General features: G+C 51.7%; 20 protein-coding genes. 18 read left to right on the forward strand and 2 right to left on the reverse strand.

From position 1 onward, the window contains the following. Positions 1-192 precede the first annotated feature (192 nt). The 7 genes from N7E73_RS07875 (at position 193) to N7E73_RS07905 (ending at position 8,574) form a co-directional block, all read left to right on the forward strand. A complete protein-coding gene (locus tag N7E73_RS07875; RefSeq protein WP_432738504.1) occupies positions 193-891 on the forward strand; it encodes a DVU0298 family protein in 699 nt (232 codons plus the stop codon). 26 nt (positions 892-917) lie between these two features. Next, positions 918-2,231: a cytochrome ubiquinol oxidase subunit I gene (locus N7E73_RS07880; protein ID WP_432738851.1), complete on the forward strand. Its 1,314-nt coding sequence runs from the start codon at positions 918-920 to the stop codon at positions 2,229-2,231. 25 nt (positions 2,232-2,256) lie between these two features. Continuing rightward, on the forward strand, positions 2,257-3,270 hold the full coding sequence (cydB, locus tag N7E73_RS07885) for a cytochrome d ubiquinol oxidase subunit II (RefSeq protein ID WP_432738505.1): 1,014 nt from the start codon (positions 2,257-2,259) through the stop codon (positions 3,268-3,270). 21 nt (positions 3,271-3,291) lie between these two features. Beyond that, entirely contained in the window at positions 3,292-3,801 is a 510-nt protein-coding gene (locus tag N7E73_RS07890) for a ferritin (RefSeq protein WP_432738506.1), read from the forward strand. Between the two features lie 260 nt (positions 3,802-4,061). Then, the gene (locus N7E73_RS07895) at positions 4,062-5,192 is read left to right on the forward strand and encodes an ABC transporter substrate-binding protein (RefSeq protein WP_432738507.1); all 1,131 of its coding nucleotides are present in this window, start codon (positions 4,062-4,064) and stop codon (positions 5,190-5,192) included. Further along, positions 5,192-7,927, forward strand: coding sequence for an ATP-binding protein (locus N7E73_RS07900; RefSeq protein ID WP_432738508.1), 2,736 nt, complete (start codon positions 5,192-5,194; stop codon positions 7,925-7,927). The genes N7E73_RS07895 and N7E73_RS07900 overlap by 1 nt, the downstream gene beginning before the upstream one ends. 89 nt (positions 7,928-8,016) lie before the next feature. Next, positions 8,017-8,574, forward strand: a complete 558-nt coding sequence (locus N7E73_RS07905) for a DJ-1/PfpI family protein (RefSeq protein ID WP_432738509.1) — start codon at positions 8,017-8,019, stop codon at positions 8,572-8,574. Between the two features lie 130 nt (positions 8,575-8,704). Here the strand turns inward: N7E73_RS07905 and N7E73_RS07910 are convergent, their stop codons facing one another. Continuing rightward, a complete protein-coding gene (locus N7E73_RS07910; protein ID WP_432738510.1) occupies positions 8,705-9,508 on the reverse strand; it encodes a hypothetical protein in 804 nt (267 codons plus the stop codon). A 787-nt stretch (positions 9,509-10,295) separates the two neighbouring features. Here N7E73_RS07910 and N7E73_RS07915 point away from each other — a divergent pair. The 7 genes from N7E73_RS07915 to N7E73_RS07945 all read left to right on the forward strand — a co-directional run bounded on the left by N7E73_RS07915 (position 10,296) and on the right by N7E73_RS07945 (position 15,364). Further along, positions 10,296-10,562, forward strand: a complete 267-nt coding sequence (locus N7E73_RS07915; protein WP_432738511.1) for a ribbon-helix-helix domain-containing protein — start codon at positions 10,296-10,298, stop codon at positions 10,560-10,562. A gap of 156 nt (positions 10,563-10,718) precedes the next feature. Further along, complete coding sequence (locus tag N7E73_RS07920; RefSeq protein ID WP_432738512.1) at positions 10,719-11,828, forward strand: iron ABC transporter substrate-binding protein; 1,110 nt, start codon at positions 10,719-10,721, stop codon at positions 11,826-11,828. A 3-nt stretch (positions 11,829-11,831) separates the two neighbouring features. Beyond that, positions 11,832-12,899 (forward strand): FecCD family ABC transporter permease, encoded by a 1,068-nt coding sequence (locus N7E73_RS07925; RefSeq protein ID WP_432738513.1) that lies wholly within the window; start codon positions 11,832-11,834, stop codon positions 12,897-12,899. Continuing rightward, positions 12,896-13,741: an ABC transporter ATP-binding protein gene (locus tag N7E73_RS07930; RefSeq protein WP_432738514.1), complete on the forward strand. Its 846-nt coding sequence runs from the start codon at positions 12,896-12,898 to the stop codon at positions 13,739-13,741. Before N7E73_RS07925 ends, N7E73_RS07930 begins: the two co-directional genes overlap by 4 nt. A gap of 89 nt (positions 13,742-13,830) precedes the next feature. Next, positions 13,831-14,442, forward strand: coding sequence for an FmdE family protein (locus tag N7E73_RS07935; protein WP_432738515.1), 612 nt, complete (start codon positions 13,831-13,833; stop codon positions 14,440-14,442). Between the two features lie 145 nt (positions 14,443-14,587). Continuing rightward, positions 14,588-15,001: an Hsp20/alpha crystallin family protein gene (locus N7E73_RS07940; RefSeq protein ID WP_432738516.1), complete on the forward strand. Its 414-nt coding sequence runs from the start codon at positions 14,588-14,590 to the stop codon at positions 14,999-15,001. A 12-nt stretch (positions 15,002-15,013) separates the two neighbouring features. Further along, positions 15,014-15,364: an Hsp20/alpha crystallin family protein gene (locus N7E73_RS07945; protein ID WP_432738517.1), complete on the forward strand. Its 351-nt coding sequence runs from the start codon at positions 15,014-15,016 to the stop codon at positions 15,362-15,364. 72 nt (positions 15,365-15,436) lie between these two features. Here the strand turns inward: N7E73_RS07945 and N7E73_RS07950 are convergent, their stop codons facing one another. Further along, positions 15,437-15,844, reverse strand: coding sequence for a bacteriohemerythrin (locus N7E73_RS07950; RefSeq protein ID WP_432738518.1), 408 nt, complete (start codon positions 15,842-15,844; stop codon positions 15,437-15,439). A gap of 168 nt (positions 15,845-16,012) precedes the next feature. Between N7E73_RS07950 and N7E73_RS07955 the strand changes: the two genes are divergently transcribed. The 4 genes from N7E73_RS07955 to N7E73_RS07970 all read left to right on the forward strand — a co-directional run bounded on the left by N7E73_RS07955 (position 16,013) and on the right by N7E73_RS07970 (position 19,063). Next, on the forward strand, positions 16,013-16,597 hold the full coding sequence (locus N7E73_RS07955) for a peptidylprolyl isomerase (RefSeq protein WP_432738519.1): 585 nt from the start codon (positions 16,013-16,015) through the stop codon (positions 16,595-16,597). Between the two features lie 175 nt (positions 16,598-16,772). Next, on the forward strand, positions 16,773-17,357 hold the full coding sequence (locus N7E73_RS07960) for a TetR/AcrR family transcriptional regulator (RefSeq protein ID WP_432738520.1): 585 nt from the start codon (positions 16,773-16,775) through the stop codon (positions 17,355-17,357). A gap of 111 nt (positions 17,358-17,468) precedes the next feature. After that, positions 17,469-18,107, forward strand: coding sequence for a DUF1007 family protein (locus N7E73_RS07965; RefSeq protein WP_432738521.1), 639 nt, complete (start codon positions 17,469-17,471; stop codon positions 18,105-18,107). Next, the gene (locus N7E73_RS07970; protein ID WP_432738522.1) at positions 18,107-19,063 is read left to right on the forward strand and encodes a nickel/cobalt transporter; all 957 of its coding nucleotides are present in this window, start codon (positions 18,107-18,109) and stop codon (positions 19,061-19,063) included. The genes N7E73_RS07965 and N7E73_RS07970 overlap by 1 nt, the downstream gene beginning before the upstream one ends. The last annotated feature ends 54 nt before the right edge of the window (positions 19,064-19,117 follow it).

Raw genomic sequence — 19,117 nt, forward strand, 5'->3', positions numbered from 1 at the left:
AAGACCTTTCCGCCCGTCATGATCTTCCTTTTAGTGGAAATTAACGATATTAGTTGCTAAAACTGATTCACAACTGAATCCATCCTGTGCTACTGAAGAACCAATGCTTAAAGAAAGAAAGCTGTTAACTTTTTATCGATAATAGTTTCTTTTATGACCCACATTGGATCTTCGGCTAGGGAGGTTTAACTTATGGCTGTCGGACGCAAGATAAAAAAAAGAGTCATGGAGGCCCTTGCCGCCACGGACTGGGAGCGGCAATTCGAGGGGCTCATGGGTGAATATTCCGCGCAGAACCTCATCGCTCCTCTCTTCGCATCTCTTTGTGCGCCGCAGGTCATTGTCCGCTGGCATGGAATAACCTGCTTCGGGAAAGTAATGTCACGTATGGTTCAGGAAGATACGCCTAAAGCAAGGGTTGTCATGAGAAGAATCATGTGGATGCTGAACGAAGAGTCCGGCGGCTGTGCCTGGGGAGTTCCGGAAGCAATGGGAGAAATCACCGCAGTGAATAAACTCATGGCGGAGGAATACGGAAGAATTCTCCTCAGCTACAGTCATGAGGAGGAAGAAGGCCCGGAAAACTTCCTTGAATTCACAACTCTGCTTCGCGGAGCTGTATGGGGAGTCGCCCGGCTGGCACAGGACCGTCCGCAGACGGCAGCGCCTGCAACGGACGATATGATCCGCTTTTTGAGCTACCCGGACCCGGTCATAGTCGGGACGGCCTGCTGGGCTCTGGGCGGATTAAAAGCTGCAAAATCCGTTAAAGCTCTTGAAGCTTTGCTGGATAATGATACTGTTATAGATATTTATAAAAACTGTTCACTGCAATCAGTGACAGTGGGAAGATTGGCTCAGGAAGCTCTGGACAGTATTTCAGGGGATTAACAACAATTTGAACAAGGAGAGGAATGATGGATGTTCTGATGCTGTCAAGGCTGCAATTCGCCATGGCAACAATGTTCCACTTCATTTTCGTACCGCTCACACTGGGGCTTTCCATACTGGTTGCCATCATGGAAACCATGTACGTGCGCACCAAAAAAGACATATACCTGCGCATGACCAAATTCTGGGGAAAGTTGTTCGTCATCAACTTTGTTCTCGGTATCGTCACAGGTATCACACTGGAATTCCAGTTCGGAACCAACTGGTCACGTTACTCCGAATACGTGGGTGATATCTTCGGGTCGCTGCTGGCTGTAGAAGCCACTGTGGCATTCTTTCTGGAATCAACATTTCTTGCAGCCTGGATTTTCGGGTGGAAAAAACTTTCCCCGAAAATGCATGCTGTTTCCATCTGGATTGTAGCTATTGCTTCCAACATTTCGGCAATCTGGATCATTCTCGCCAACGGCTGGATGCAGAATCCCGTCGGCTATGCCATGCGTAACGGACGTGCTGAACTTGAAAACTTCACAGAAGTAATCAGCAACTCCTTTGCCTGGGGTCAGTTCTTCCACAATGCCTTCGGCGCCTTCGTGGTTGCCGGTTTCTTCATCATGGGAATCAGCGCCTACCACCTGCTTCGCAAGAATGAAGTTGAATTCTTCAACAAGTCCTTCAAGATGGGTCTTATTGCTGCGTTCATTTTCTCCATCCTCGTTGCCGCGCAGGGTCACAACCATGCTCAGGACGTAGCGGTTAAACAGCCCGCAAAGCTGGCTGCCATGGAATCCCTCTGGGATACTGCTGAACACGGCGCGCCCATGTATCTTTTGACAATGCCTGACGAGAAGAATGAAACCAACAAAATAGAATTCCTTGGTATTCCCGGCGGTCTGAGCTTCCTGGCTTTCAACAGCTTTGACGCTCCGGTGAAGGGACTCAAGGAATGGCCCAAGGAAGAACGTCCTCCCGTGACCGTCACCTTCCTGTCCTTCCGCCTTATGGTCGGTCTGGGCACACTCTTCCCGCTGCTGTGTATCTGGGGCTGGGTCAACCGCAAGAAGCTTGTCGACAATCCGCTCTACCTGCGTATCATGCTCCTTTCCATCCCGCTGCCCTACATCGCCATGTGGGCCGGTTGGGCTGTAGCTGAAGTTGGTCGCCAGCCGTGGATTGTATACGGCATGATGAAAACAACCGACGCAGTCTCACCCATCGCGACAAGTCAGGTAGCGTTTTCCTTCATCGCACTGACCACCCTTTACACCCTGCTCGGTGCTGCGGAACTCTTCCTGCTGGCAAAGTTTGCCCGCAAGGGACCTGAACCCGAAAAGGCCTAGTAGCCTGCAAGATAAGGAGATTACCATGCTTGAATCAATATGGTTCTTACTCTGGGGAGTGCTCTGGGCCGTTTATTTCATGCTCGACGGCTATGATCTGGGCCTCGGATCCGTGATGCCATTTCTGGCAAAAGACGAGAAAGACAGGAAAACCATCTACAACTCCATGGGCCCGTTCTGGGACGGCAACGAAGTATGGCTCATCACCGCCGGCGGTGTGACCTTCGCAGCCTTCCCCAAGGCATATGCAGTCATGTTCAGCGGTCTTTACACGGCACTCATGCTGCTGCTCATCGCCCTGATCATCCGCGGCGTAGCCTTTGAATTCCGTGGACTGGTCGAAAGCGACTGGGCCCGCAGATTCTGGGACAAGGCCATGGTTGTGGGCAGCTTCCTGCCCGGACTGCTGCTCGGCGTGGCCTTTGCCAACATCTTCATGGGTATTCCCATTGACGAGAACGGCGTATTTCAGGGCAACCTCTTCACCCTGCTCAACCCTTACGGGCTCGGTGGCGGAATACTCTTCGTGCTGCTCTTTGCACAACACGGCTGTCTCTGGCTTGCTGTCCGCACCACCGGTGATCTGAATGAACGTGCCGGCAACCTTGCCGCGCACCTCTGGCCGGTTCTGGTTGCTGTTTATGTTGCGTTCCTCGCCCTGACCGGTGTATATACCAAGCTTCTGAGCAACTACCTTTCCAATCCGGTACTGCTGCTCATTCTGCTGGTTCCGGTCTTCGCACTCGTCAAGGTCCGCACCCTTATCTCAGCCCGCAAGTGGTGGAAGGCATGGGCATGTTCTTCAGTGCTCATCGTATCCACCACCCTGTTCGGAGTGATAGGACTGTTCCCGGCCCTGCTGCCCTCAAGCATCAACCCGGCATACTCCATCACCATCCACAATGCGGCCTCAAGCCAGCTGACCCTGAAGATCATGCTGACCGTTGCACTGATCATGGTGCCTATCGTCATCGGCTACCAGTTCTGGATGCATAAGATGTTTGCAACCAAGATCACCGATGAGGATCTCGGCTACTAAAACACACGGAGATTATTTAAAATGTCCAACAAAGTTCTTGAAAAAGCACTGAACGAGCAGCTCAACGCAGAGCTGTACTCCGCCTACCTGTACCTTTCCATGTCCGCTTATTTCAGTGACATCGGACTGAGCGGTTTTGCAAACTGGATGCGGGTACAGGCACAGGAAGAACAGTTCCACGCCATGAAGTTCTACGATTACATCAACGAACGCGGCGGCAGGGTAATTCTCACTGCCATTGATGCCCCCCAGACAGAATGGGCATCACCGCTGGCCTGCGCTGAAGCCGTGCTTGAGCATGAAAAAAAGGTGACTTCGTTGGTCAACAACCTTGTTGATCTGGCTATTCAGGAAAAAGACCACGCCACCAATATCTTCCTGCAGTGGTTTGTAACCGAGCAGGTAGAGGAAGAGGACAACGTGAACGAAGTTCTGAACAAGCTCAGACTGCTCAAGGGAGAAGGAAACGGAATGTTCATTCTCGACAAAGAGCTGGGCACCCGCGTCTTCACTCCACCCACTGCTGCGTAGTTCTTACCGGCATACTGACATCAAGCCCCCGGCATGCAAAGCCGGGGGCTTTTTTTATGCATTGCTCGAATCCTCACCAAAACCCTCCCGCATAAAGGCGCTCCTCGTGAACGCTGCACACGCCTTCGCCTTTCAGCTACAGGATAAAGCGACTTAAATACCACTATACAGTTAACAAATACGATAGAATCAAATATAATTACTGGCAATTCCCCGTAAGAACGCTTTATTGATGTGCAACGTCTGAGCATGGAGAAACCATGAAAAGTCTTTATATTGCTGTAACTGCTGTAGCCTTATGCCTGATCACAGCTCTGACCTGGCAGAGGCTCATTACAAACAGCACTCCGATAAGGATCGGATATATAGGCAGTCTTTCCGGAAAATACTCTGACATGGGGAAAACATGCCGGGACGGCGCCCTTCTTGCCGTGGAAGAAATAAACAGAGCCGGAGGAATAAATGGACGCAAACTGGCATTGGTCATCAAGGACGACGGTTCGTCTCCAGCCTCATCTCTTGAGCGGGCCAGGGAACTGCAAACACTAGGCCTCAAAATCATCATCGGACCTTTCACTTCCTCCAGCGCCGCAAAAACACTTGATTTTATCAATAAAAACAAAATTTTAACCATCGGCCCGGTTGTTGCGGGAGACCAACTGGCCGAAAAGGATGATTATTTCATAAAACTCTATCCTTCCAGCAAGCTTTTCGGAACGGAACTTGGAAAGCTGGCCGTGAGCATGGGCCTGCGAAATCCGGCCATAATCACAGACAGCAACAACAGGGTGTATGCAGAGCCCATGGCCAAGGCATTCAAAGATCAGTTGCGCAAGTCAGGAGCTGCTATCTCCACGGAAATGGAATTCAACTCAGCAGAAAAAGTATCATATGCCGAACTGATTGAAAAAATCCTCCCGCCCAGGCCTGATGCCATGCTGATTATTGCAGGTCCGCTGCATACGGCAATGATAGCACAGCAGCTTCGCATCAAGGGAAGCAGCATTCCCTGCATGTCATCTTCCTGGGCTGCAAACGAGGATCTTATTTCAGGCGGTGGAAATGCTGTGGAAGGAATGCTTATGTATGTCCCCTTTGACCGGAATTCAACGATACGGGCATTCAACGATTTCCAAAAAGCGTATGAAAATAGATTCTCATCAATCCCATCCTTCTGTTCGGCATTCAACTACGAGGCTGTAAAACTGCTGGCAGGAGCCATAAAAAATTCCGGGGCAGTCTCCCCTGAAGAATTGCGCACAGTCATTACGGACAACATGCCCCATAAAGGGTTACAGGAAAATTATTTCATCGACGCAAACGGAGATGCTCAACGCCCACTGGTCCTTCAAACCATTAAAGACGGCAAATTTATTAATGTGGAGCCCTGATGCGAATAACCCGCAGTCTGTATCTCAACATCGTGATCACACTCCTGCTGGTCTCTGCCACAACAGCAATCCTCACCATTGTCGGCCGGGAGTATCTCAGCAGACACGTGCTTGAGGATATTTCCAGCAGAAACCTCAGTCTTGCACGTTCGATAAGTTCGCAGTCATGGAACGCTCTCCGACGCCCGGCCCACAGCATTGAACAGCTGAGTAAATATTTCAATTACGAAAAGGACAGGCATAAGCAGCTTGAGCGAATAGATGCCCTGTTCAGTTTCTGCAACCTTCTTGAAATGGTGCAGGTTCTCGATAGTTCCGGACATGTGACAGAGGTTGTGCCGCCACGGAAAGAACAGCTGCACCTGGATCTCTCCAGACAGCAGTATTTTATCAAAGCAAAAAACAACCCGGGAATACAGTGGACGGATTTCATGAGATCCGGCCAGACGGATTCCCCTATTGTAACCGTATCAATTGCCTTTTCCGAGGGTGTCATAGCCGGACATATCAATCTGACAATACTGAGTGATATTTCCAGAATCCCCTTTGACAGATCAAACAAATCCATCGCCATCATCGACAATAAAGGAGTCATCATCGCCAATTCCGACACCCGGATGGCCCTGCAGGGAATCAACCTGCTCAACATGGAGGCGGTAAGAAAAGGACTGAAGGGGGAGGCCGGAACATACAGTGACACATACAATTCCCGCAAAGGTCTGGCCAGCGTTGTACCCATACCTGAAACGGGTTGGCTGGCAATGGTTTTTCAGCCGGAAAAAGATGCCCTGACAACCATCCACCAGTTGCAGAGCTATGCCCTTTGGACGCTGGCCATGATCACAGTTCTCAGCATGGCACTGATCATATATTTCCGCAAAATGCTCCTGATCCCCATAAAAAAACTCACAGACCGGACAGAAGCAATCTCCATGGGGGAATATGATGTCCGTGTGGACTCTGAATATGATGAGTTCATGGTTCTGGCCCACAGCTTCAACAATATGGCCGAAACCATCGGCGAAAGGAAAAGACAGATTTTCCATGAATCGCAATTGAACCGGGCTCAGGCCGAAATAGTCAGGACCATTACCGACGGAAGTCCGGTTGAGACCCTCTACAGGATGGTTCACACATGGGCGTTGGAACTTACCGGCAGCACCAGGGGGCTGGTTAAAATTATAAATCTCGACAAGGCTCTTTCTGAAAATGCGGACAAGGCTGACGAGGCCGACTATGTATGCTATTTCAACTGCGAGGTGAATCCGGATTTTCCGGCAGTTCCTCCGGGCGAAGATTCGTTACGGGATATGGTTTTCCATAACAGGAAAGGTTTTTTCAGCAATGACTTTGCAAGCCAGCAAATAAAGGACACGCTGCCTGAAAACCATTTTCCGATTATGCGGATACTCTCGGTCCCGATAGTCCATCAGGATGAAAGCCTCGGACAGATTGTAGTCACCAACAGCCCCAGAGAGTACACAGAGGAAGACCTCACTACTGTCCATATGCTAGCCGATCTGCTGGCCGTTGCTGTCAATCGCATCCGGGCGGACCGTATACTTGTCAGTAACGAAAGCAACATGCGCAAGCTGCGCAACTACCTGTCAAATATCATCAACTCGATGCCGTCCGTACTGATCGGAGTGGATCAGGAGGGCAGGATCACCCAGTGGAACAGGAAAGCGGAGCAGGATTCGGGCCTGTTGATTGACGAAGTACTCGGAAAACCCCTTCAGGATGTTCTGCCGCATCTTTCAGACGAAATGGACCGTATCCGTCTGGCTGTCAGAACCCGGCAGGAGCAGTTTGACAACCAGCGCGCCAGAACTGTTGACGGAGAATCCCGGTTTGAAGACCTTACAATATATCCTCTGATGACCAACGGCATTGAAGGAGCTGTTATCCGCATTGATGATGTAACCAGCCGGGTCAGCCTTGAACGGATGATGGTCCAGTCCGAAAAAATGATGTCCGTCGGCGGCCTTGCTGCGGGCATGGCCCACGAAATTAACAACCCCCTGGCGGCAATACTCGGGCAGAGCCACAATATTCAGCGCAGATTGCTGGACAAGCTCCCTCAGAACATATCCGCTGCTGAGGAGTGCGGAATCAGACTTGAAGACCTGCATGCCTACATAAAAAAAAGAAGCATCCCGCGTATGCTTAGGAGCATAGAAGACGCAGGAAACAGGGCAGCAACAATCGTCAGCAACATGCTCAGCTTCAGTCGCAAGAGCGAAAAAAGAATGGGAGCCCACAGCATCGCCGAACTCATGGACAAGACCATTGAGCTGGCCTCAAATGACTATGACCTCAAAAAGGAATACGACTTCCGCAAAATTGAAATTGAGCGTCACTATGAACAGGACATTCCGGCAGTGCTTTGCGAGGGCAACGAGATCCAGCAGGTGTTCCTTAACCTGCTCAGGAACGGGGCTGAAGCCATGGCGGAAAAGGATTATACGACCGGCGGACCCAAGTTTATCATCAGGATCTACACTGAGAGCAGACACGTGGTCATTAAAGTGGAGGACAACGGCCCCGGAGTGGACGCAAAGTCCAGAGGTCGTCTGTTCGAACCGTTCTACACCTCCAAAGAAGTCGGCAAGGGAACCGGGCTCGGACTATCAGTCTCCTACTTCATCATTACCGACCAGCATTCCGGTTCCATGGGGGTGGAATCTTCCCTGGGCGAGTGGACCAGATTCACCGTAAAGCTGCCTTTGGAATAAGCAGTACGGCACTGTAGTACACTGCTGTTACCACTACCCTTTCGTCCTTGGATACTATTTCGGAAATTCAATAAACAAGGAGACAGACAATGGCTAAAAAAATTCTGATGCTGGTCGGCGATTTTGTTGAGGACTACGAGGTAATGGTACCTTTTCAGGCCCTGCAGGCCATGGGCTTCGACGTTGACGCGGTATGCCCGGACAAGAAAGCCGGGGAACAGGTGGCGACTGCTGTTCATGATTTCGAATCCCAGCAGACCTACCTCGAGCGTCCGGGGCACAACTTCACCCTCAACGCTGATTTTGACAGCGTGGTCACCTCGGACTATGCCGCACTGGTAGTCCCCGGAGGCAGGGCACCGGAGTATCTTCGCCTTAATGAGAACGTGCTTGATATTGTCCGCGACTTCTCCGATCGCCCTGTTGCCGCCATCTGCCACGGTCCTCAGCTTCTTGCTGCCGCAGGTGCGCTTGAAGGCAAAAAAGTCTCCGCCTACCCGGCCTGCTCTCCGGAAGTCCGCCTTGCCGGTGGAGAGTACGTTGATATTGCCCTCGACGATGCTATTTGTGACGGGAACCTCATTACCGCTCCGGCATGGCCGGCCCACCCCAAATGGCTGCGCCTGCTGGTTGAAAAAATAGGATAGCCGGGCACTCGAGTATTCACTCCACTCACGGCTGTGCAGTTCTGACCGTTATACAAAAAGAAAATCCCCGGCATTTAATTATACCGGGGATTTTCTTTGGCGCGTATAAAAGAATTAGTTACCGGCCAAATCAATACTCGGTGCTGAACTGGTTGCCGAAAGCGACGCTATCGCCGGACTGCTTCCGGTAAGCACGAATCCCGGCCATATATGAGGAGGAATAGGCCTGTCTCCCATCAGCGCCCATTTGCGCATTATCCATCTCAGCATCATCGGTAGCCGAGTCGGTAATACCCTTCTCAACGTTCTGGACAGTTTCTTTGTCCTTGATTTTTCCTTCTCGGTCAGCCCGTCTTTCAGCAGCAGAGACTTCTCCGTTGCCGTCCAGATCTTCCTTCTTCTCCTCCTCCTTGCGAAAGGCATTTTTCTTAAACTCGGAGAGTGCTTCAGAAAAGGCCGTAGAGGCATCTGCTTCTTCGTCTATTTTCTCTGCCTGAATCGCAGCGCCGAGCTCATCCGCTGAGAGCAACCCATCTCCGTCAGAGTCAAATTTGCTGAAACTATCTGCGTCGAGCCCGCTACTCTCAAAGCTTACCAGGGAACTATCAGCCTCTTTCGCGCCGCTCCCGGAATAATCTTCCACCTGCCCCATGGCAACCGACAGCTCGCCAATTTTTGCCTTCTGCTCCAGATAGGCCGACACCTCCGACATAGATATCTGGCCGTTACCATCGTGATCGTACTTTGCAAATTCCTTTTGACGAAGCCCGGATTCCTTGAGATCAAGAATACCATTCGAGTCTTTATCCTTTGAAATCATTAAAGACTCTACAAAAGAGTTCTCCTCCTGCAGCTCAGGGGCACTTGAATAATCACTTATTGATTCGGCGAATTCCTGCGGCTTTTGCGCATACCCGATTGCAGAAATACTCACAGCTACCTCCTCGTCATTTCCATTATCGTAAAGGGTAAGAATTTCCTTATCAGCACAAGTGACGCTATTTAAGCAAATATCATTCCAAATATTAAGAGATATTAAGTAGTGTTAAGAATGTCCCCCCCTCAACTTATGAGCGGCAGGCAGACCATTGCAATACGGGGATCTTATAACAATAACTTTCCTCTATTGTTGAATGGTAAACCCAATCTACCAGAGACAGGCACTGGCTAAAAAATTCTGAAGCTGCTCGGCTATCATGTTGAGGGCTACGAGGATATAGTTCCTTTACAGAACCCACAGGACATGGGTTTCGACGTTGACAAGGTATGACCGGACAAGAAACAGGGGAACAGGTGAAAACTGCTGTACAGGATTTCCAATCCCAGCAGCCCTGTCTTGAACGGCCCGGACACAACTTCACTCTCAACGCCGATTTTGACAGCGTGGTCACCTCGGACTATGCTGCACTGGTAGTCCCGGAGGCAGAGTATCGGAGTATATTCGCTGTAATGAAAGCATGCTTGATATTGCCCGCGACCTCTCTGATAACCCTGTTGCTGCCTCCGGTGTGCTTGAAGGCAAGAAAGTCTGCGCCTTGCCGGAGGAGAAAACGTTGAAATAGCCCTCGACGGTGCAATCTGTGAAGGAAACCGCATTACCGCTCCGGCATGGCTGCCTCCGACTGGCTGCGCCTGCCGGTTGCGAAAAGCATGTTGGGCGGGTTCTTAGGAAATGATTTCGGATTGCTGCGGAGGGGCATGCCTAATCAGCGAGGTATACCATGTGTGAAATCTACTCATCCACTCCGCCGTCCGAATACGAACAGATCACCCGCTCTGTCAGGATAAGCGGGGTTGTTACCAGCATACGCCTTGAGCGCAGGTTCTGGCGCATACTCGATGAACTGGCAGCAGAAGAGAAAACCTCCACGGGTAAATTCATTTCCACCCTGTACAATGAGGCATACAACCTGAATGGAGAGATCTCCAATTTCGCGTCACTGTTGCGGGTGGTATGCACCACCTATCTGGTTAACAGAGCCGCCTGAGCTGAACATGGATGAAACAATCTGGCCCGGCGTGAAATCACGCCGGGCTTTTTTGGGTCCTCCGTTGACACGTTTTAAAATTACGTATACGCCAAACAGACCTTTATATAAAATATATCTATATTGAATAAGTACAAAATTACATTTGAGGTCTGCATGAACAAACGAATTTCCATGGTCTTAACGCTCTTTTTCGCCCTGATGTTCACCCTTCCGGCAGGAGTTCACGCCCGCACCATCACCGACATGGCCGGCCGTTCCGTGGAAATACCGAATAAGGTCGAGCGTGTTATCTGCTCCGGTCCCGGCTGCCTGCGCTACCTGACCTACCTTCAGGGGCAGGACATGATCGTCGGGGTTGATTCCATTGAGCAGCGCGACAATAAATTCGACGCCCGCCCATATGCACTCGCCAACCCGCAGTTCAAAAAGCAGCCGCTTATCGGCGAATTCAGGGGACACGACAACCCGGAACTTATCCTCGGACTTGCCCCACAACCGCAGGTTATCTTCAAGACGTACAAGGAAATGGGGTATGACCCGGATGAGCTTCAGGCCAAGACCGGCATTCCGGTTATCTGCCTTTCATACTCAAGCCTTGCCGGAGAGCGGGATGCCATCTACAAATCCCTTCAACTGATGGGTGATGTTATAGGCAAACCGGCCAGGGCAAAGGCCGTGTGCGACTTCATGGAAGAACAGATAACGGATCTTTACGGGCGGACATCCGCCATCCCTGAACAGGAACGCAAAAGCTGCTACGTGGGCGGTATTGCCAAAAAAGGCCCCCACGGGCTTCAGTCTACCGAGCCTGCCTACCCCCCGTTCCGGTTCGTCAACGCCCAAAACGTAGCCTGCCCGCCTGCTGACAAGGGCAAGCCGCTCCAGCATGCCAATGTATCCAAGGAACAGATCGTCAGTTGGAACCCGGAAATCCTGTTCGTGGACATCTCCACCTGCCAGCTCGGCGATAATGCCGGTGCCGTGTACGAACTGAGCACAGACCCGGCCTATCAGGCCCTTGATGCCGTCATCAAAGACGAAGTCTACACGGTCCTGCCCTACAATTGGTATTCCATGAACTACGGCTCCATACTTGCCGATGCCTATTATGTGGGCAAAGTTCTCTACCCCGAACGGTTCAAAGACATCGACCCCAAGGCCAAGGCTGATGCCATCTACTCCTTTCTGGTAGGCAAGCCGGTCTTCAGCGCCATGGAAAAATCCTTCAGCGAAAAAGCATTCAGCCGACTCGCCCCGAGGTAAGACATGCATTTCGATGACGGCCAGATACCTGTAGAGTATTCCCGCCACATAAGGCGTAAAGTTCTTTTTATATCCGGAGGGTTGCTGCTGACCATAATGGTCCTCATTTCCTCCATAGGCATGGGCCCTGTTTCCATCTCCCCTTTGCAGGCCCTGCTAACCATGATGGGCGAAACCGTGTCCAAACGTTTCGACCTCATCATCTGGAACATCCGGCTCCCGCAGGCCCTCACAGCTGTAGCTGCGGGGGCCGGACTTTCCGTTGCCGGGGCGGTAATGCAGGCCATTCTGCGCAACCCGCTGGGTTCCCCCTTTACTCTGGGCATCTCCCACGCCGCAGCCTTCGGAGCAGCCATTTCAGTCATGGTGCTTGATCTGGGAACCATGACCAGTTCCAACGTTGGCGCAGTGACCATCAACTCGCCATACCTGACTACAGCCGTGTCCTTCTGCTTCAGCCTGATCGCCACCTTCGCCATCATTGCCATTTCCCGGCTGCGCCGGGCCACTCCGGAAGTGATGGTCCTGACCGGGGTCGCTCTGGGGGCCCTGTTCACTGCCGGAACCATGTTCCTTCAATATTTTGCCGACGACGTGCAACTGGCAGCCATGGTCTTCTGGACCTTTGGAGACGTGGCAAGGGCAACCTGGACCGAGCTCGGAATCATCAGTGCCGTCACCTTTGCCGCATACATCTGGTTCACGCTCAACCGCTGGAATTTCAATGCCATTGAAGCTGGTGACGAAACAGCCAAGGGCCTCGGCGTGAAGGTGGAACGAGTCCGGCTTACCGGCATGCTGCTAGCCTCGCTGGTCACTGCGGTCATTGTCTCCTTCCTCGGCATCATCGGCTTTGTGGGGCTGGTCTGCCCGCACATGGTCCGCAGGCTTATCGGCGACGACTACCGCTTCCTGCTTCCGGCCTCCTGCATCACCGGGGCGATCCTATTACTGGGAGCGGACACCGCCGCCCGGCTCATGCTAGCGCCGAACGTGCTGCCGGTCTCGGTCCTGACGGCATTTCTGGGAGCCCCGGTTTTCATCTGGCTCATCATCAGGGGGAACAAATGAATCTCACGGTGAACGGAATCAGCTTCAGCTACAGCGGTGTCCAAGTACTCAACAATGTGGACTTCCGCGTTGATCACGGCGAACTGCTGGCCATTCTCGGCCCCAACGGAGCCGGAAAGACCACCCTGCTCAAGTGCATGAATGCGATCCACAAACCCGGCAGGGGAACGGTACTGGTCGGCGAGCGGGATGTATTCAAGCTCGGCTCGGACGACATTGCCCGGTTGCTGGGTTATGTGCCGCAACGGGTCGAGCCGGCCCGCCTCACGGTTTTCGATACAGTGCTCATGGGCCGCAAGCCGCATATCCGGTGGAGGGTGCGCGAACACGACATCAGGGTCGTTGATGCGGCCCTGAAAAGGCTTTCCCTGAGCCACCTTTCCCTGCGTTACATTGACCGCCTGAGCGGCGGGGAACTCCAGAAGGTCAGCATAGCCCGCGCACTGGTGCAGGAACCGGATGTCCTGCTGCTGGACGAACCAACCAGTTCTCTGGACCTCAGGAACCAGCTTGAAATCCTGCGAACAGTCCGGGCGGTGGTCAAAGGGCACAGGGTTTCCGCAGTGATGACCATGCACGACCTCAACACCGCCCTGCGCTATGCGGACAAGTTCATTTTCCTAAAAAACGGAACGGTCTGCGGCTGCGGCGGCAAGGAATCCGTCAGCCCCGAAATAATCGAGTCCGTATACGGCGTGGAAGTTGAAATAGAAATGCGTAACGGCTGCCCGGTAATCCATCCAGTGGAAGACCTGGCAGCACTGGATGGACTGCACGCTCACCACCATGAGATTGAGCACCGCGCAACTTATGCTCCCGGCGGTCCTGCAGTTTTTAGATGAACTTTGCGCTTTTGAACAATTGGTTCTGCCTGCGGCTCTCCGAGGGCGCCTTCAAAGGTACTTATTTAAGCAAAATTGAGGATATGCAAATGACTACAATCTTCTCCAACGAACAGCTTGAGGACGTGGTAAAGTTTCATGGACACAGCTGTCCCGGACTGGCCATAGGCATCAGGGCTTCGGAACTCTGCCTGCGGAAGCTTGGACACAATGCGGACTCTCCGCTTGTTGCCGTCTGCGAAACGGACATGTGCGGGGTGGACGCCATCCAGTTTCTGACCGGATGCTCCGCTGGCAAGGGCAATCTCATTTTCCGTGATCACGGCAAAATGGCCTTCACCTTCTTCCGGCGCCGTGATGAAAAAGGTTTCCGCGCCCTGCTCAGACCGGGATTCATGGCTGAAGAAAGGAAGGAAATGAGCAGACTGATGGCACTGATCTCGGAAAACAAAGCCAGCGAAGAAGAAAAGGAGACCTGCTCCGTAATGCGCAGCAAATGCGAGTCCGGCTATCTTGAAGCTGACCTGTCGGAACTCTTTATCATCGGAGAGCCGCAGACATCCATTCCCCGCCCGGCAAAAATTCTCCAGTCCATGACCTGTGAGCATTGCGGAGAAATTCATATGGAATCACGCTCCAGAAGGTTTGCCGGAGAGACCCTGTGCATCCCCTGCTTTACAAAAGTCGAGCAGAAGATTTAGCGGCGGGGCTCAGACAAAAAACAAAATAAAACGGATAGATATGTTTACAAACCTCTTTTGACACGCAAAATCGCAAAATTCCTGAGTTGACAACTGCATTTCAGTGAATATTTGTAACCCAAGCGACAATCACAGGAGGTTTCATATGGTTATTGACTTCGGATCGTTCTACAATTTTCCGTATGAGTTCGACAAAATATTTAATGATGTCTTCAATCCTCACCACCATAGAAGGAGAAATGTTTCATACCCTCCTTTGAACATAGCAGAAGACGGAAACAACATATATATTCGTGCGGAAATACCAGGAACATCCATTGATGACATGGAAATTACCATTACTGCAAAAGACCTTGTAATCAAGGGAGAAAGAAAACTGCCTGAAGGAAGGTATTTCAGACAGGAAAGACCGTCCGGAGTATTTCAGCGGATAGTATCCATCAACACTCCCATTGATGCGGACAAGGTCGCGGCTTCCATGAAGGATGGCATACTGAGCATTATCCTGCCCAAGGCAGGAGTCACGGTTCCCCGCAAAGTAGATATCGCTGTGGAATAAGGGAGGGCAGACATGAGCAACGAAAAACAACTTGAAAAGTTCAGCCCCGCAACCGACATAGTTGAAAACGAGCTGGGCTTCTACATGTACATGGATCTTCCCGGCGTCAGCCGCGAAAACCTGGTGATAGACTTGGAAGACAACACTCTGGTCGTAACCGGAAAAACAGCTACCACCCTGACAGAGGGAGAGAAGTTCATCGACAGAGAATTCACTGAAGGCGAATACACCCGCAGATTTACAATCGCCGACATAGTTGACCGTAAAAACATCAAAGCCAATCTGAAAAACGGTGTGCTGGAACTGTTCCTGCCCAAGCTGCCGGAAGTTCAGCCCAGAAAGATCCAGATTACCGCAGAATAAGACAGACTTGTTGAAACACCAGAAAAGGCTCCTTTACCACAGGAGCCTTTTTGGTTTCCGGGATTCAGAAAACTATTCAACCCCTTTGGAATTGAGATATTTTCCCAGCTCTTTGTCTGTATTGAGAATATGCAACCGCAGCCAGTCGGCCAGGTACTTGAAAATCTTTACCGGCTCCAGCTCAACCCCTTTACTTATCATATTGTCGGAAGATGCGGCAGTTATCATGAATTCGTTGTGCTTTCTGCGGTGCTCATCCGCTCCGGGGTATCCGTATTGATCCATGAGCCTTTCTTCAGTGGCAAAATGCGTCAGAGCATATTTTCGCATTTCCCCCACCAGCTCAATCAGCACCTTCTCCTCCTCCATATTCTCAACCGAATCATAGGCCTTGTTGATCATTGCTATGAGCTGCCTATGTTCATCATCCACAACTTCAACCCCTACGGAGAGTTCCTCCCGCCATTTCAATATGGACATATCAACTCCTTTTCCCTCAAATTACACCCAACAGAACCCAAGCTCAACAAAAAGAACAAGTGCTCACACCTCGCCCTATCAGAAACCCCCGCAGATACGATTGGATTTGCCCGCTCACCGCGTTTCTGGTAAACGACATTAAACCAACAAAGTAACGGAGAGATAAAAATGAAAATCGTTAAAATACTGCTCATTTCCGCTCTGCTCAGCCTTCTCGCCATATCCGGGACAGCCTTTGCCGCCGGGTCGAAAGTCTTTGTCAAGCTGACGACCAACATGGGTCCCATTGTTCTGGAACTGGATAAGGAAAAAGCGCCCCTGACAGTGGAAAACTTTCTCAGATACGTGAACGAAGGCCATTACGACGGAACCATCTTTCACCGCGTAATTGCCGGATTCATGATTCAGGGCGGCAACATGGACCAGAACATGAAAGGACGCGACACCCACGCCCCCATTGAAAACGAAGCCCGCAACGGTCTCTACAACGACAAATACACCGTTGCCATGGCCCGAACCAACGATCCGCACTCCGCAACCGACCAGTTCTTCATCAACGTTGCCGACAACAATTTCCTCAACTTCAAGTCCCCCAGCGGTTCCGGATGGGGATATGCTGTTTTCGGCAAGGTAATAGGCGGCAAAAACGTGGTGGACAAGATTGCCAAGTCCGTAACCTTCAGCAAGGGCCCCCATGACGATGTGCCGGTAAAGACAGTCACCATCATCAAGGCGGAAGAACTGAAACAGTAGTTTTCCAACCCGCAGTACACACTGACAGAAATCCCCGGCGCACAGGCATCGGGGATTTTTTATTATTCACGCACACCGCCGATTCCATGCGGGAAGTTTGACCCCACCGGGAAAGAAGAATAGAACAGTCCCCAAGCGAGCAAACTGTAACCTTAAACTGTGCCAGCGAGGGGCCATGAAAGGTAAAAACAAAAAAGACACAATCTTATACGCTGCGCAGGAGACATTCGGGAGATACGGCTATGCCGGGACGACTGTGAAAATGATCTCCGAACGGGCGGGGGTGGCCTTCGGGCTTGTTTCACACTATTTCGGTTCAAAGGAAGAACTGTTCGTCACCGCCGGGGTAGCCCTGGTGGACGACCTCATGGAGTACCTGACCGAAGAGATAAGCAAGGCCAACTCAGGAATCGAGGGGATTCAGCTCTTCATGAAAAGCTACCTGAGCTACACCCTGCAGCACCGCAACACTTTTCCGGTACTGCTGCGCTGTTCTCCGTTCTCGGATGTGCAGATCGACATGGACCGCACACGCATATCCATCAAGTTTCAGCAGCTTCTGAACATCATCAGGGAAAGCGTGGAACGCGGGATTGAAGACGGTTCCATCAGGGACCTGTCCGTAGATGACACGACAACCATCGTCTATTCGAACATTGTCGGTACGGTCAGAACCAGATTTCTTTCTCCCTACGACCTGCCCAACCTCTACGAAGAGACCACTGAATTCGTAGTGCGCAGCATCAAGTCCAGAGAATAGACAAATTCAAGTCGGACTGCGAAAAAACCGTGCAGGTGCTTCCTGTACGGTTTTTTCTTTTCCGGAAAAGAGTTGCTTGACAGAGAGCCACGCCTCTTTCATTGTCCCCCCATGAACAAACTATTCGAAACAGGCGGCCGCCGTGCAGTCCGCATTCTCTGCAGCACAATTCTCGCAACGACCATGCTTGCCGGATTCTTCTCCGCAGACAGGGCCGAGGCCCACCCGCATGTATTCGTTGACTGTTCACTGACCTTTGAATTCGATGACCAGGGCCTGAAAGGAATACGCCAGAAGTGGTGGTTTGACGAAATGTTCGCTACCATGATCCTCGGAGACTTCGACACCAACCACGACAACAAACTGAGTGCGGACGAAGAAAAGGCCATCGAGAACGGGGCGTTCGTCAACCTTAGAAACTTCAGTTACTTCACCCGCATTTTTGTGGACGGAGAAGATTATCTCCCGGTAGAGGCGACTGAATTCAAACCGCTTATCGAAGACTCCACGCTGGTGTACTCATTCTTCGTGCCCCTGCGTATTACCCCGGACAAACGTCCGCATATCGTCAAGGCCGCGGTCTTTGACGAAACTTTCTATACCTCGATCCAGATGGACCCGAAAAACTACATCAAGGGTATCACTGAACAGATGAACGGAGCCGTCGCCCTTGAGCCCGTTCCTGAAATGGCCTATTTTCAGGGCCAGATCATTCCCGATGCCGCAGTACTGACTTTGAGCCCCCGCTAATGAGAATTTCCACCACCTGTCTTGTTCGTATGGTTTCCGCAGTCTTTGCTGCGCTCCTCTTTATGCACACTCCCCAGGCGCTATGTGCCACAAATCCCTTCATTACCCCCCAGAAACAGGAAACTCCCGCCGGAACGGCGCAGAGCGCCGGGCAAAGCGCCGTCCGCCATTCATCCTGTCCCGATACAGGATCTTTTTCTTCCGGGGTCATGCCCAGGGTAACCCTTCTCCAGAAGGACATTCGGGCTCAACTGACCGGATTCGCCCGTGAAATAAAGAAAAATCCGTATGGAAAGTCCCTGTGGCTCTTTCTGGCCTTCTCCTTTGCCTACGGGGTGGTGCATGCCGTCGGCCCGGGACACGGAAAGTCTGTTGTCTGCGCCTACTTCATCTCCCGCCGTGGATCTATGGCCGCCGCTTCGTTCATGTCGTGGCTTATCACCCTTGTGCATGTGGGGTCAGCTACCGTGACTGTCTGTCTGGCCTATTTTCTGTTCAAGAGCGGCATGTCTGGATTTGAGGAATTCAACAACCACCTGCAGACCGCCAGCTTCGGGCTCGTGGCCCTGATCGGGCTCTGGTTCACCATTGATGCCCTGATGTCCTTCAGAAGAAAGCAGGAAGAATCCCCGCAGGCAAAGCAGGGATCGCTGAAGGAAATCGGCCTTGTGGCACTGGTGACCGGGCTTGTTCCCTGCCCGGGTGCAGCCATAATCCTTGTCTACACCCTTTCCACCGGGATACTTTCCGCAGGACTTGCGGCTATGATCTTCCTGGCTACCGGAATGGCCGTCACCACCTCGCTTTTCGCCTTTGCCGCAGCCAAGACCCGCCGCCTGATGGACAAGGCCCCGATCTCCGGCAAACTGGGGGTGATATACTCCTGCATCTCCCTTTGCGGCGGACTGGTAATTCTGACTTTCGGCTCCGCCCTGCTTGCCGCGCATCTTTCCTGACCGTTAAGAAGCCACTCTTTCCATGACAGCAGCCCCCTTTGATGATATAAGGGG

Origin of the sequence: Maridesulfovibrio sp. FT414 (genome assembly GCF_050916235.1) — a bacterium.
Taxonomy (GTDB): Bacteria; Desulfobacterota; Desulfovibrionia; order Desulfovibrionales; family Desulfovibrionaceae; genus Maridesulfovibrio.